11 protein-coding genes are annotated in these 14,109 nt (G+C 69.3%); 7 read left to right on the forward strand and 4 right to left on the reverse strand.

Annotated elements, in window-relative coordinates:
• Nucleotides 1-138: 138 nt before the first annotated feature.
• Both D7X99_RS23320 and D7X99_RS23325 read right to left on the reverse strand, forming a co-directional pair.
• Nucleotides 139-1,461: an amidohydrolase family protein gene (locus D7X99_RS23320; protein ID WP_121779699.1), complete on the reverse strand. Its 1,323-nt coding sequence runs from the start codon at nucleotides 1,459-1,461 to the stop codon at nucleotides 139-141.
• A 33-nt stretch (nucleotides 1,462-1,494) separates the two neighbouring features.
• A complete protein-coding gene (locus D7X99_RS23325) occupies nucleotides 1,495-2,322 on the reverse strand; it encodes an MBL fold metallo-hydrolase (protein ID WP_171805252.1) in 828 nt (275 codons plus the stop codon).
• A gap of 106 nt (nucleotides 2,323-2,428) precedes the next feature.
• Between D7X99_RS23325 and D7X99_RS23330 the strand changes: the two genes are divergently transcribed.
• From D7X99_RS23330 to D7X99_RS23345, 4 genes are all read left to right on the forward strand, one after another.
• Entirely contained in the window at nucleotides 2,429-3,205 is a 777-nt protein-coding gene (locus D7X99_RS23330; protein ID WP_121779701.1) for an AraC family transcriptional regulator, read from the forward strand.
• 301 nt (nucleotides 3,206-3,506) lie between these two features.
• Nucleotides 3,507-5,600: a S46 family peptidase gene (locus D7X99_RS23335; RefSeq protein WP_120576895.1), complete on the forward strand. Its 2,094-nt coding sequence runs from the start codon at nucleotides 3,507-3,509 to the stop codon at nucleotides 5,598-5,600.
• Between the two features lie 86 nt (nucleotides 5,601-5,686).
• Nucleotides 5,687-6,667, forward strand: coding sequence for a DUF2268 domain-containing putative Zn-dependent protease (locus D7X99_RS23340; protein WP_121779702.1), 981 nt, complete (start codon nucleotides 5,687-5,689; stop codon nucleotides 6,665-6,667).
• A gap of 41 nt (nucleotides 6,668-6,708) precedes the next feature.
• The gene (locus D7X99_RS23345) at nucleotides 6,709-7,473 is read left to right on the forward strand and encodes a phytanoyl-CoA dioxygenase family protein (protein ID WP_121779703.1); all 765 of its coding nucleotides are present in this window, start codon (nucleotides 6,709-6,711) and stop codon (nucleotides 7,471-7,473) included.
• Nucleotides 7,474-7,485: 12 nt separating this feature from the next.
• Here D7X99_RS23345 and guaA read toward each other — a convergent pair whose 3' ends face one another.
• Nucleotides 7,486-9,039, reverse strand: a complete 1,554-nt coding sequence (gene guaA, locus D7X99_RS23350; protein ID WP_120576898.1) for a glutamine-hydrolyzing GMP synthase — start codon at nucleotides 9,037-9,039, stop codon at nucleotides 7,486-7,488.
• Nucleotides 9,040-9,163: 124 nt separating this feature from the next.
• Here guaA and D7X99_RS23355 point away from each other — a divergent pair, with 124 nt between their 5' ends.
• Complete coding sequence (locus D7X99_RS23355; protein WP_121779704.1) at nucleotides 9,164-9,754, forward strand: hypothetical protein; 591 nt, start codon at nucleotides 9,164-9,166, stop codon at nucleotides 9,752-9,754.
• 93 nt (nucleotides 9,755-9,847) lie between these two features.
• On the opposite strand, the gene guaB is transcribed toward D7X99_RS23355, so the two are convergent.
• Nucleotides 9,848-11,305, reverse strand: coding sequence for an IMP dehydrogenase (gene guaB, locus D7X99_RS23360; RefSeq protein WP_121779705.1), 1,458 nt, complete (start codon nucleotides 11,303-11,305; stop codon nucleotides 9,848-9,850).
• A 164-nt stretch (nucleotides 11,306-11,469) separates the two neighbouring features.
• Between guaB and D7X99_RS23365 the strand changes: the two genes are divergently transcribed.
• Nucleotides 11,470-13,710, forward strand: coding sequence for a TIGR02266 family protein (locus tag D7X99_RS23365; RefSeq protein WP_121779706.1), 2,241 nt, complete (start codon nucleotides 11,470-11,472; stop codon nucleotides 13,708-13,710).
• A gap of 101 nt (nucleotides 13,711-13,811) precedes the next feature.
• Nucleotides 13,812-14,109, forward strand: a 298-nt coding sequence (locus D7X99_RS23370; RefSeq protein ID WP_172819382.1) for an AMP-binding protein, incomplete at its 3' end; no start/stop codon positions are given.

Here is a 14,109-nt window from a genome sequence, read left to right on the forward strand (position 1 = left end):
ATGCCCCGGGGCGCGCTGGCTCGACGGGCGATGAAAAGCTGTCCGACAGTCGGACAAGTTCGCGGTCCTCGCGGCCCGGGGGCGCGCTGGCCCGGAGCGTGACGCGGTCGGTCAGCCCGGCGTTCCGGACCGTGAACCTTACGGCGCGGTGCGTAAACCGGTCGCTGTGTCGTCGCGGTGGATGACGCCTTCCTTCATCACGAAGAAGACCTTCTGCGTCACTCGGATGTCCTGGAGCGGATTGCCCGGCACTGCGACCACGTCCGCCAGCTTCCCCGGCTCCAACGTCCCCAGCTTGTCCGACACCCCGAGCAGCTCCGCCGTGTTCACCGTCGCGGTGCGCAGGGCCTCCGCGGGCGTCAGGCCGGCCTGCACCAGCAGCGCGAACTCCTCCGCGTTGCGCCCGTGGGCGAACACGCCCGCGTCCGTACCGAAGGCGATGCGCACGCCCGAGGAGATCGCCTTGCGCAACACGTGCTCCCGCCTCCGGTCCACCGCGCGCAGCTTGGCGACCGTGTCCGGCGGGAGCTTGCCCTGATCCGCCAGCTCCTTGATTCCGAAGAACGCAAAGGCCGTGGGCACGTACCAGGTGCCCTTCTGCTTCATCAGCGCCACGCCTTCATCGTCCATCAACGTGCCGTGCTCGATGGAGTCCACGCCCGCTCGGATGGCCCGCTTCGCTCCTTCCGCGCCGTGCGCGTGCGCGGCCACCTTGCGCCGGTGCGCGTGCGCTTCGTCCACCACCGCGTCCAGCTCCGCCTGGGTGAACTGCGGTGCGTCCGGATCCGCGTTGAGGCTCATCACGCCTCCCGTGGCGCAGACCTTGATGACGTCCGCGCCGTACTTCACGTTCTCGCGCACCTTGGCGCGCAGCGCGTCCGGCCCATCCGCCACGCCGCGGCTGGCGTCCTGGGCCAGCAGTCCCTTGCGGAACGAATTGCCGTAGTCGCAGTGCCCGCCCGTGGAGCTCAGGCTGGACGTCGCCGCGAGGATGCGCGGCCCCACCACGATGCCGCGCGCGGTCGCGTTGCGCAGCCCCACGTCGATGAAGTCCTCCGCGCCCAGGTTGCGCACGGTGGTGAAGCCCGCCATCAGCGTCGCCTTGGCCCACGGCAGCGTGTCCAACGTCTGCTCCGGGATGGTGCGCTGGAAGCTGTCGACCAGATCCTTGCGCCAGTCCGGACCGGGCTCCACCGTCAGGTGCGTGTGCGCGTCCATGAAGCCCGGCAACAACGTGGCGTCGCCCAGGTCCACGATGCTCGCGCCCTCCGGCACGGGCGTCTTCGGGCCCACGCCCACCACCCTTCCCTCCGACACCACCACCACGCCCGGGGTGATCATCTTCCCCGCCTTCGCATCGAACAGGCGGGCGGCCTTCAGCACCTGGACCCGAGCGGGTTCAGCGGCGGATGCGGAGGACAGAGACCACAGGAGGGAGCCGAAGAGCAGAGCGCGTCGCAAGGTCCCTCCATGCTACCGTGTTGCCGCGTTGCCTCAGCCCGCTCGCATCCGATCGAACTCCACGGAGCAGTGCGCTGAGAACACCTTCACCTCGTGCCCGTGGGCGCGCACCAACCCTCGCAGCCGCTCCTGGTTCTGGAGCCGCACGGCGTTGTTCTCGGAGAACAGCCGTTGGAATAGCGCCAGTCCCAACGGGCTTCGCGGCGCCACAGGGTTCACCTCGTGGTGGCTGAAGTACGCGTCCCCCGCGTGCAGCACCCAGCCTCCGGGCCCCTTCACCGCGACGCCGCAGTGGCCCGCGGTGTGGCCCGTCAGCGGCACCAGCAGGACCTCGGCGTCCAGGCCTGGAATCAGCCGCACCGCCTCGAAGCCGAACCAGCGCTCACCCTCCACCGCGTACCGGCTCCACTTCGGGCCGTGGGCCCACTGCACTGGCTTGTAGCCTTGCCTCGCGCCCGCCACCGGGGGCACCACCGCCGCGGCGTGCTCGTCCCCGAAGATGTGGACCTGGGCGTCCGGGAAGTCCGACAGGCCGCCGACGTGATCCAGGTCCAGGTGCGTGGGCACGATGTGCCGGACGTCCTCGCGCCGGAAGCCCAGCCGCTCCACCTGGGCCAGCGCCGTTTCCGCCGGGTCCAACCGGGGCGTGTTCCGTCTCACGAAGCGCTGTCCCAGACGCCCCTGCGCGTCCTGCACGTCCCGGGTCCCCAGACCCGTGTCCACGAGCACGAGCCCCTGGGACGTCTCCAGCAGCAGGCAGTGGCAGACCATCCGGGCCCGCTCGAACAGGCCGCCCGAGCCCGTGACGAACCGGGCACTGGCGGGACACAGGGTTCCACAGTTGAGGTGATGGATTCGCATGTCCGGCAAGGTACGGACCGGGCCCGCCGCCCGATTGGAGGAATCGGCCATCCTGCCCGGGCCCCGGGTTGAAGCGAGGGTCCGTCCGTCCCATGCTTCCTCCCGCATGGCCGCCCTCGCAGACAACGCGCTGGCCCCCCGGGCCGACCTGTCCCGCTTCGTCCAGCGCGTGCGCGTGCTCTGGCGTGGTCCCTCTTCGGGCGACTACGTCCGCGTGCCGGACGGCACCGTGGAGCTGGTGATCCGCGTCACCTCCACCACCTGTGACGTGCACGCCCTGGGCCCCCGGGAACACGTGGTGCGCAAAGCGCCCTCGGAGGTGCCGCCCGACACGCTGGGCATCCAGTTCAAGCCCGGCGGCGCCTACCCCTTCTTCGGCCTGCCCATGTCGGAGCTGGCCCACCGGTCGCTCTCCATCGACACGCTCTGGGGCAAGGCGGACGGCTCCCGGCTCCGTGAAGCGCTCGCGGAAGCTCCGTCTTCCCAGGCCCGTCTGCGCACGGTGGAGGCCGCGCTCGTGGACCGGCTCCACCGGGACGATGTCTATGAACCGGCCGCCGCGTACCTCGTGCGGCGCGGTGTCCGCCTGCTCTCCGGCCCTGGGGAACTCCCTCGCGTCGCGGACCTGGCTCGCACATTGGGCGTGAGCGAACGGCACCTGCGCCGCGCGTTCGACGACGTGCTCGGCATGGGACCCAAGTCCTTCGCCCGGATCGTGCGCTTCCAGCGCGCGCTTCAGGCCTCTACTGGCCAGGGCGCACGGCCGGACTGGGGAAGCATCGCCGCCGGTGCGGGCTACTATGATCAGGCCCACCTGATCGCGGACTTCCGGGCCGTGCTCGGCACCACGCCGGGTGCATGGGCGCGCGCTCGCGCGGCCTGAGCCCGCCAGGACGCGCCGCGGCGGGAATACCGGCATCTCCGTGACCCATTTGGCCGGCTTCCGGTTCCTGCTGAAGAATTCTTCAGTCACGACGGAGGGTGGCTTGCCGCGGCGGACGCGGCGCGTCGTCGCCGGATGTGGAGAATCCGCGCCCTTGGATGCTCCCCAAGGAATCGTTTCGTCGCTCGTACGTTGACCGACTCGCGGAGGCGTTTTCCCAGCTTGACCGACGCTGGGCCATCCCTCACAAACGCCCCGTCCCCGCGGAGCTCCGTCCCGCGGCCCGAAAGGATCCCATTCAATGAAGCGATTGGTCGTCATCGCCGCCCTCGTGGGTGCCGCTCCGGCGCTCGCCGATGAAGGCATGTGGACGTACAACAACTTCCCCGCCGCCAAGGTGAAGGAGAAGTACGGCTTCCAGCCGGATCAGCAGTGGATGGACAAGCTCCGCCTGGGCGCGGTGCGTCTGGCTGGCGGCTGCTCGGCGAGCTTCGTGTCGCCGGACGGCCTGGTGATGACCAATCACCACTGCGCGCGCGGCTGCATCGAGCAGCTGTCCACCGCGAAGCAGGACTACCTGGCCAACGGCTTCTACGCGAAGGCGCAGGCCGAGGAGAAGCAGTGCCCGGCGATGGAGGTGAACCAGCTCGTTGAGATCACCGACGTCACCGAGCAGCTCAACAAGGCCACCGCGTCGCTGACCGGCAAGCAGTACTCGGACACGCTGAAGGCCGAGATGTCCAAGGTGGAGAAGGCCTGCTCCAACGGCGACGACAAGGTGCGCTGCGACCTGGTCACGCTGTACCAGGGCGGCAAGTACAACCTGTACAAGTACCGCCGCTTCCAGGACGTGCGCCTGGTGTTCGCCCCGGAGCACGCCATCGCCTTCTTCGGCGGTGACCCGGACAACTTCGAGTTCCCCCGCTACGACCTGGACGTGACGTTCGTGCGCGTCTACCAGGACAAGCAGCCGGTGAAGACGCCGGACTATTTCAAGTGGTCCGAGGGCGGCGCGAAGGAGAACGATCTCACGTTCGTGGCCGGCAACCCGGGCCGCACCTCGCGCGCGCTGACCATCGCGGAGCTGGAGTACACCCGCGACGTGTCCCTGCCCAAGACGCTCATGTACCTCTCCGAGCTGCGCGGCATGCTCACCGAGTTCCAGAAGCGCGGCCCCGAGCAGAAGCGCATCTCCAGCAACCTCCTGTTCGGCGTGGAGAACGGCCTGAAGGCGTCCAAGGGCCGCCACGAGGCGCTGCTCGACAAGAAGTTCTTCGCCTCCAAGGTCGCCGCGGAGCAGGAGCTGCGCAAGAAGGTCGACGCGAACCCCGAGCTGAAGAAGAAGTACGCCGCCGCCTGGGACGAGATCGCCAAGGCGGAGGCCCAGTTGATCACCCTCCGCAAGGACCTGAACTTCCTCGAGCAGGGCAATGGGCTGTCCTCCGGCCTGTTCCACACCGCCCGGGCGCTGGTGCGCGCCGGCGACGAGCTGCCCAAGGACAACGGCCAGCGGCTGCGCGAGTTCAACGACGCCAACCTGACCGCCCTCAAGGCGCAGCTCTTCAGCCCCGCGCCCATCTACCCGGAGCTGGAGATCGCCCGCCTGACGTTCGGCCTCACCAAGATGCGTGAGGAGCTGGGCGCCAAGCACCCGTTCGTGAAGAAGGTGCTGGGCAAGGAGTCCCCGGAGCAACTCGCCACCCGCGTGGTGAAGGGCACGACGCTGAAGGACCCGAAGGCCCGCAAGGCGCTCTGGGACGGCGGCAAGAAGGCCGTGGACGCGTCCAAGGACCCGATGGTCCAGCTGGCCCTGCTGGCGGATCCGGACGCCCGCGCCATCCGCAAGAAGTTCGAGGACGACGTCGAGTCCATCATCAAGAAGAACAGCGAGCTGGTCGCCAAGGCGAAGTTCGACATCTACGGCACCAGCCAGTACCCGGACGCGACCTTCTCTCCGCGCGTGTCCTTCGGTTCCGTGAAGGGCTACACGGATGAGGGCCAGCAGGTCGCCCCCATCACCCAGATGTCCGGCACCTTCGAGCACGCCACGGGCCAGGAGCCGTACGCGCTGCCCAAGTCGTGGGTGAAGTCGGAGAAGGTCATCACCGGCACCACGCCGATGAACTTCGTCAGCACCAACGACATCATCGGCGGCAACTCCGGCTCGCCCGTGCTGAACAAGAACCAGGAGGTCGTCGGCCTGGTGTTCGACGGCAACATCCAGTCGCTGGGCGGCGAGTACGGCTTCGACGAGTCCGTGAACCGCACGGTGGCCGTGCACTCGGAAGCCATCATCGAGGCGCTCCAGAAGATCTACGGCGCCAACCGCGTCCTGGAAGAGCTGCGCCCCGGCAGCACCAAGGTCGCGCCGGTGAAGGCGAACCCGGCGGGGTAGTCTTCCCCCTGGCTTCCTGAAGCACCCCAGAGGCTGCCCGGTTCGCTCCGGGCAGCCTCTTCGTTCATCCCCATTCCAGGAACTCCATGCGCCTCCGCCCTGCCCTCTTCGCCGCCGCCCTCGCGCTGCCGGCCTGCGCCGCGAGGCAGCCCGTGGAGCCGGCGCCCGCCACGGTCCAGGACGTGGTCTCCACGGTGGACGTGGACCACTTCTGGGAGGCCTACGACGCAGTGCGGGCCACGACGGATCCATCCGGGCAGCTGGCCCGGTTCCAGGCGCTCTACGTCGACCGGGGCACGCCCGGGCTGCACAGCTTCATGCGCGCCAGGCGCTACACGGCGCAGGGCTACGTGGACGCCATCCGCGACTACCCCCGGTTCTGGGAGTCCGTGCGCCCCCTGACGGCGCGCGCCCGGGACGCCGTGGCCCACGTGGCCCCCACGCTGGAGCGCTTCCGGGCCCTCTACCCCCGGCTGGGGAGCGCGGAGGTGTACTTCACCGTGGGCGCCCTCAACTCCAGCGGCACCGCGCTGGACGGCCGGGTGCTCCTGGGCGCGGAGCTGGCCACCGGCGACGCGCGGGTGGACGTGTCCGAGCTGCCGCCGAAGCTGCGCGCGGGCCTGGGCGCCTACTTCCAGAGCCGCCCCCATGAAGGCCTGGACCTGCTCATCGCCCACGAGGCCGTGCACACGCGCCAGAAGGCCCCCGCGGACGTGCTGGTGGACTGGGTCGTCTACGAGGGCGTGGCGGACTTCGTGGCCGAGCAGGTCACCGGCCGGCTGCCCGCGCTGGCCTACGTCACCTACGGCCCCCAGCACGACGCGGAGCTGCGCGAGCGGTTCCGCGAGGCCCAGGACTCGACGCGCTTCTCACCGTGGCTCTGGTCGGGCCCGGACAACGCGGACGGCGTGGCGGACCTGGGCTACTACGTGGGCTACGCCATCGCTCGGGCGTACCATGCGAAGGCCCCGGACAAGCAGGCGGCGCTCCAGCGGATGATCGAGCTGGACTACGCGGACACCGCGGCGGTGAAGACCTTTGTCAGGGAGAGTGGCTACCTGGAGTGAGGTCACGGCGCCCCGGCACTTCCCCCGGGGACAGGAGACAGATGGACGCGCGCGCCGAGCAGTTCATGCGGGACGGGTTCCTTCGCATCGACGGGGCCTTCCCCCGGGAGGTCGCGGACGAAGCCCGGGCCCTCCTCTGGCGGGACACGGGGTGTGACCCGGACCGGCCCTCCACCTGGACCCGCCCCGTCATCCGCCTGGGCATGTACACCCAGAAGCCCTTCGTGGACGCGGCGAACACGCCGGTGCTGCACGCGGCGTACGACGAGCTCGTCGGTGCCGGGCGGTGGCTGCCGCTCGGGGCGATGGGCACGTTCCCCGTGCGCTTCCCCTCCCCGGAGGATCCGGGCGACGCGGGGTGGCACATCGACGTGGGGTTCGACTTCGACAAGCCGGACTTCATGGACTGGCGCGCCAACGTCGCCTCCAAGGGCCGGGCGCTGCTGATGCTCTTCCTCTTCTCCGACGTGGGCGAGGACGACGCGCCCACCCGCATCCGCGTGGGCTCGCACCAGGACATCGCGCGGCTGCTGGGACCGGCGGGCGAAGCAGGCCTCACGCTCCGTCAGCTCGCGGCCAACGGCTTCGCGGAGTCCGCCCACCGGCGGGAGGTCCTCGCCACGGGCGAGGCGGGCACGGTGTACCTGTGCCACCCCTTCCTCGTGCACTCGGCCCAACCCCACAAAGGAACGCGGCCGCGCTTCATGGCGCAGCCGCCACTGCTGCCCCGGGAGCCCCTGAGCCTGGCCCGGCTCCCGGAGGACACGTCGCCGGTGGAGGAATCCATCCGGCGCGCGGTGACGTGAAGCGCTACCGCCTCACTCCCACTCGATGGTGGCGGGCGGCTTGGAGGAGATGTCGTAGACGACGCGGTTGATGCCGCGCACCTCGTTGGTGATGCGCGAGGAGATCTTCTCCAGGATGGGGAACGGGATGCGGGCCCAGTCCGCCGTCATCCCGTCCACGCTGGTGACGGCGCGCAGCACGCAGGTGGACTCGTAGGTGCGCTCGTCGCCCATCACGCCCACGCTCTGCACCGGCAGCAATACGGCGAAGGCCTGCCACACTTCCTTGTACAGGCCGGCCTTGTGGATCTCCTCCTGCACGATGGCGTCCGCGCGGCGCACCAGGTCCAGGCGCTTCTCGTTCACCTCGCCCAGCACGCGGATGGCCAGGCCCGGGCCCGGGAACGGCTGACGGGAGACCATCTCGTCCGGCAGGCCCAGCTCGCGGCCCAGGGCGCGGACCTCGTCCTTGAAGAGCTCGCGCAGGGGCTCCACCAGCTTGAGCTTCATCTGCTCCGGCAGGCCGCCCACGTTGTGGTGGCTCTTGATGGTGACGGACGGGCCCTTCCAGGACACGGACTCGATGACGTCCGGGTACAGCGTGCCCTGCGCCAGGAAGCCCGCGTCCTGCACGTCGCGCGAGGCCTCCTCGAACACGGCGATGAACTCCCGGCCGATGATCTTCCGCTTCTGTTCCGGATCCGTGACGCCGGCCAGCTTCGACAGGAAGCGCTCGCGCGCGTCCACCGTCTTCAGCGGCACGTGGAAGCGGTCCACGAAGAGCGCCTCCACCTGGGCCCGCTCGCCCTGACGCAGCACGCCGTTGTCCACGAAGATGCACTGGAGCCGGGGGCCAATCGCCCGGTGCAGCAGCAGCGCCGCCACGGAGCTGTCCACGCCGCCGGACAGCCCGCAGATGACGCGGCCTTCTTCACCGACCTGCTTGCGGATGGTCTCCACCGCCTCGTCGATGAAGCCCTTCATCGTCCACGAGCCGGAGACCTTGCAGTCGTTGAAGAGGAAGGCGCGCAGCATGGCCTTGCCCTGCGGCGTGTGGACCACCTCCGGGTGGAACTGGAAGCCGTACCAGGGGTTCGTCTTGTGGGCCGCCGCCGCGAAGGGCGAGTTGCCGCTGCGGCCGATGGCCTCGAAGCCGGGCGGCAGCTCGTCCACCCGGTCGCCGTGGCTCATCCACACCTGCACCTGGTCGCCCGGGCGGAACTCCGCGAAGGGGCCTCGCGCGCTCAGGACCTCCACCGCCGCGCTGCCGAACTCGCGGTGGGCGCCCCGGTCGATGCGGCCTCCCAGGAGCTTGGAGATGAGCTGGAGGCCGTAGCAGATGCCCAGGACGGGGACGCCGGCCTCGAAGACGAAGGGGTCGCAGCGCGGGGAGCCGGGCGCTTCCACGGACGCCGGCCCGCCGGAGAGGATGATGCCCCTCGGCGCGAACTGCCGGATGTCGGCGGCGGGTAGGTCCGGGCGGTGGATTTCGCAGTAGACGCCCAGCTCGCGCACACGGCGGGCGATGAGCTGGGTGTACTGGCTCCCGAAATCAAGGATCAGGATCTTCTCGGAGTGCAGGTCCACCGGCGATTCTCCCAGGGGGCGTCGTTGACGGGTGGGGGCCCTTATCGCTACAAACTTCGGGAAATCAACGCTGAAAGGCCGTCAATTGTTCGTGCGCCGCCTGTCCGCTTCCACTGCAGCAGCCATGCTCCTCCTGTCCGCCTCGGGGTGCGTGAAGGAGATCACCTCCGACGAGCGTCTGGAGCGTGACACCCGCAGCGTCGCGGTGAAGGACGCGCCCGGGGTCGAGGCGTTGTCCAAGCTCACCTGTGACGACACCTCCGCGCCCCTCAACAAGGCCCGGGACGTGAACCGCCCGGAGTCCGACCGGCTGGTGGACTACGTCAACCTGTACTCCTCCCTGAAGGACCGCACCCACACCTTCGAGGAGGCCATGTCCCGCAACCCGGACCTGAGCTACCGCGAGGGCAGCCAGAACCTGGTCAACGCCAAGGACGCCTGCATCCAGCAGACCGCGGACGTCCGGGTGGAGTTCGAGACCTACCTGCGTGAGCTGGTGGCCGTGCCCACGGTGCAGGAGATCAAGGGTGGCAACACCGTCACGGTGGCCCGCCTGGACTTCGGCACCCTGAAGAAGGCCATCGAGACGCTGGACCCGGACGACCGCGAGTCGCTCCTCCAGAGCGTGAACTCGGCGGAGAAGCGCGTGTCCGCCACGGTCGCCCCCCCCGAGGACACGTCCACGGGCAGCGGCAAGCCGCGTCGCGGCAAGTAGTCGCCGTAGCACTCCCCCGGCGCACTGGCCGGGGGAGACTCCCCTGCCCCGAAGCCTCCCGGTGACGGTGAGGCCTTGGGGCGATTTGACGCCCTACTCCATCCGGTAGTTGGGCGCTTCCTCGGTGATGATGACGTCGTGCACGTGGCTCTCCTTGAGCCCGGCGGACGTGATGCGCGTGAAGGTGGCCTTCGTGCGCAGCTCCTCGATGGTGGCGCAGCCCACGTAGCCCATGCCGCTGCGGATGCCGCCCAGCATCTGGTGCACGTTCATGGAGAGCGTGCCCTTGTACGGGACGCGGCCTTCGATGCCTTCCGGCACCAGCTTCACCGCCTCCACGTCGGACTGGAAGTAGCGGTCCTTGGCGCCCTGCTTCATGGCGCCCAGGCTGCCCATGCCCCGGTAGCTCTTGTAGCTGCGGCCCTGGTACAGGATGACGTCGCCGGGGGACTCCTCGGTGCCGGCGAACAGCGAGCCGATCATCACGGAGCTGGCGCCCGCGGCGAGCGCCTTCACGATGTCGCCCGAGTACTTGATGCCGCCGTCGGAGATGATGGGGACGCCGTGCTTGTCCGCCTCGCGGGCGCAGTCGTCCACCGCCGTCACCTGGGGCACGCCCACGCCGGCCACCACGCGGGTGGTGCAGATGGAGCCCGGGCCAATGCCCACCTTCACCGCGTCCACGCCCGCTTCAATCAGCGCGCGCGTGCCTTCCGCGGTGGCCACGTTGCCGGCGATGAGATCGAAGCCCTTGAAGTTCTTGCGCGTGTCGCGCACGCCTTCGATGACGCCCTTCGAGTGGCCGTGCGCGGTGTCCACGACGATGACGTCCACGCCCGCCTTCACCAGCGCGTCGATGCGGGCCTCGCGGTCCGCGGACACGCCCACGGCGGCGGCACAGAGCAGGCGGCCCTTGGCGTCCTTGGCGGCGAACGGGTGGGTGCGGCGCTTCTCGATGTCCTTGATGGTGATGAGGCCCTTGAGCTCGTAGGCCTCGTTCACGACGAGGAGCTTCTCGATGCGGTGCTCGTGCAGCAGCTTCTGGGCGTCGTCCTGGGTGATGCCCTCGCGGCCGGTGACGAGCTTCGTCGTCATCACGTCCTCGACCTTCTGGGAGAAGTTCTTCTCGAAGCGCACGTCGCGGCTGGTGAGGATGCCCACCAGGCGCTTGCCCTGCACCACGGGCACGCCGGACACGCCGTGCATCTTCATCAACTCCAGGGCGCGGGCGAGCGGCGCCTTGGGTTCGATGGTGATGGGGTCCACGACCATGCCGCTCTCGAACTTCTTGACCTTGAGGACCTCCAGGGCCTGCTGCTCGGGCGTCATGTTCTTGTGGATGACGCCGATGCCACCCTCCTGGGCCATGGCGATGGCGGTGCGCGCCTCCGTCACGGTGTCCATGGCGGCGGACAGCAGAGGAACGTTCAGCCGGATGTTGCGGGTGAGGCGGGTGGTGAGGTCGGCATCACGCGGGGTGACGGCGCTCTCACCGGGCAGCAGGAGCACGTCGTCGAAGGTGAGGGCCAGCCGGATATCGGGGTTCAACATGGGGGCTCCCGGAGGCCCCGCGGGGCACCAGCGCCCGGCGGGTGCGTGTCCATACGGTTTGCGCGGCTGCCGCGCAACGGAAGATGGTTTTTTGCCGCTCGTTCCCGGGGACTTCAGGTGATACTCGGCGTCCCACCAACACTTATTGGGACTGGGACCGGGCCTTGGCGGAATTGAATCAAGCGGGGGCGGTCGGGCTGGTGGTGAAGCTGCCCTTCGCCACCCCCGAGGAGTTCCTCGCGAAATACGGGGGCAACATCACCCAGGGCGGCATCTATTTGCGCGCCAAGGCCGTGCGCCCCCCGGGGACGGCCGTTACCCTGGACCTCCGCCTGGCAAGCGGCGACCGGCTCCTCTACACAGCGGCCATCGTCCATTTCGTCACCGGTCAGCAGGGCCAGGGCATCTCCGGCATGGGGTTGAAGTTCGGGGAGGCGGATCCCCCGACCCGCCGGTTCCTGGACGCCGCGGTCGCCATCCTCCCGCACGCCCAGTCGGACGTGCCGCCCGTGCCCAACGGCGTGGGCCCCGCCGACTTCTCCGTGCCCGCCCCGGCGGCGGCCCCTGCCCTGCCCCCGGCCGTGGCCGCGGTCCCCGGCGCCTCGGCCCGGATGGACTCCCCGGCCGCTGCCGCCGCGCCCGCGCTGGAGATGGTGACGGATGCCGCGCTGGGGCTGACCATCGACGAGCCGCCCCGGACGGGGCCGGTGATCGGCATCGACCTGGGGACGACGAACTCGTGCGCCGCGTTCGTGCGCGGCAACAAGCCCGGGGTGCTGCCCAGCCGCGAGGGCCACAACACGGTGCCCTCCATCCTCGCGTTCAACCAGCGCGGCAAGCTGGTGGTGGGCCACCCCGCGAAGGGGCAGATGCTCACCAACCCGCGCCAGACGGTGTACGGCGCCAAGCGGCTGGTGGGCCGGCCGTATGCGTCGCCCATCGTGGGGCAGATCAAGGGCCGCTTCCATTACGAGATCGCCGCGGGCCAGGCCGGCGAGGCGGCGGTGCGGTTGGGTGACCGCATCTATTCGCTCCAGCAGATCTCCGCGCTGATCCTCCGCGAAGTGCGTGAGGTGGCGCAGAACCAGCTGGGCCAGATCATCTCGCGAGCGGTCATCACGGTGCCCGCCTACTACAACGACAACCAGCGGCACGCGGTGCGCGAGGCGGGCAAGCTCGCGGGCCTGTACGTGGAGCGCATTCTCAACGAGCCCACGGCGGCGGCGCTGGCATACGGCTACGGCAAGAAGCTGAACCAGCGCGTGCTGGTGTACGACCTGGGCGGAGGCACGTTCGACGCGTCGGTGCTGGAGCTGCACGACACCGTCTACGAGGTGATCTCCACCGGCGGCGACACGTTCCTGGGCGGCATCGACTTCGACAACGCCATCGTGGAGTACCTCCTGCAGGAGTTCGAGCGGCAGACGGGCCGCGCCTTCCAGGGGGACCGGGTGGCCCTGCAGCGCATCAACGACGCGGCGGAGCGGGCCAAGTGCGCCCTATCCGAGCGCTCCGAGATGCGGGTGCACGTGGCCTTCATCACGATGATCGACAACAAGCCGTACGACCTGGACGTCACGCTCACGCGGCAGAAGTTGATCGCCCTGACGGAGGGGCTGGTGGACCGCACGGTCCAGGTCTGCGAGGAGGTTCTCCAGGCCAAGGGGCTGAAGCCCACGGACATCGACGAGGTGATCCTCGTCGGTGGGCAGAGCCGCTTCCCGCTGGTGCACGAGAAGATCACGAAGTTCTTTGGCCGGCCGCCCAGCAAGGGCGTGCACCCGGACGAGGCCGTGGCGCTGGGCGCGGCGCTCCTGGCGCACAGCCTGGGACAGATGGAAGGCGTGGTGCTCATCGACGTGCTGCCCATGGCCATTGGCGTGGGGCTGCCGGGTGGGCGCTTCAAGCCGGTGCTGGAGCGCAACGTGTCGCTGCCGGCGGCGAAGAGCTACACGCTCTCCACGCACCGGGACGGACAGACGGAATTGGAGCTCACCGTCTTCCAGGGCGACTCCGACCGCGCGCAGGACAATGAATACCTGGGCACGCTGCGGCTCGCGGGCCTGCCGAAGAAGCCTCGCGGCGCGGTGCAGGTGTCGGTGACGTTCGAGGTGAACAACGAATCGCTGCTCAAGGTGACCGCGAAGGAAGGCACCACGGGGCGCGAGGTCGTCAGCACGTTCACCACCCGCGATACACCGGAGTCGGTGAAGGCTCGGCTGGCGCAGGAAGATTCCGCTCCGGCGCCGGTGCCTCCGGTCGTGACACCGGGGAACGCGGCTCCTGCGGCGCGCAAGGTGGCGGCGGCTCCGCCCGTTGTTCAGGAGTCAGCGCCGGATGTAGCAGTCGTGTCAAAGCAGAAAGGTTTCATGGGGTGGTTGAAGGGGCTGTTCGGCCGCGCCTGAGAGCAAGGCCTCCCGTGATTCATTACCGGGGGTGTCTACGGGATTGAGCAGTCGGGCTGCTATGAAGTGTCGAAATTTTTCGACACATGGACGGCCCCCCCGTGACCGACCTCTCCCAATGCCTTCCTGGCGTACTGCTGAAGCTTGCCCAAAATCCGTCCGCCCGGGCGCCCCTCTACACATTCCTGGGAGATGACGGCGAGGAGACCGTGTGGAGCGCGTCCGACCTGGACGTGCGAGCGCGGCGGATAGCCTCGGCGCTGCGTGAGCGTGGCGCGCAAGGCGAGCGCGTGCTGCTGCTGTACCCGCCGGGACTGGACTACATCGCGGGCTTCTTCGGCTGCCTGTACGCGGGAGCGGTGGCGGTGCCCGCGTATCCGCCGGACCCGATGCGGCTGG

The sequence above is a fragment of the Corallococcus sp. AB032C genome (assembly GCF_003668935.1).
Classification (GTDB): Bacteria; Myxococcota; Myxococcia; order Myxococcales; family Myxococcaceae; genus Corallococcus; species Corallococcus exiguus.

Bases quoted from the DNA above. Each gene is read 5' to 3' on its own strand.
- D7X99_RS23325 (WP_171805252.1), bottom strand. From the start codon at position 2,322: ATGCGAATCCATCACCTCAACTGTGGAACCCTGTGTCCCGCCAGTGCC.
- D7X99_RS23330 (WP_121779701.1), top strand. From the start codon at position 2,429: ATGGCCGCCCTCGCAGACAACGCGCTGGCCCCCCGGGCCGACCTGTCC.
- D7X99_RS23335 (WP_120576895.1), top strand. From the start codon at position 3,507: ATGAAGCGATTGGTCGTCATCGCCGCCCTCGTGGGTGCCGCTCCGGCG.
- D7X99_RS23340 (WP_121779702.1), top strand. From the start codon at position 5,687: ATGCGCCTCCGCCCTGCCCTCTTCGCCGCCGCCCTCGCGCTGCCGGCC.
- D7X99_RS23345 (WP_121779703.1), top strand. From the start codon at position 6,709: ATGGACGCGCGCGCCGAGCAGTTCATGCGGGACGGGTTCCTTCGCATC.
- D7X99_RS23355 (WP_121779704.1), top strand. From the start codon at position 9,164: ATGCTCCTCCTGTCCGCCTCGGGGTGCGTGAAGGAGATCACCTCCGAC.
- guaB (WP_121779705.1), bottom strand. From the start codon at position 11,305: ATGTTGAACCCCGATATCCGGCTGGCCCTCACCTTCGACGACGTGCTC.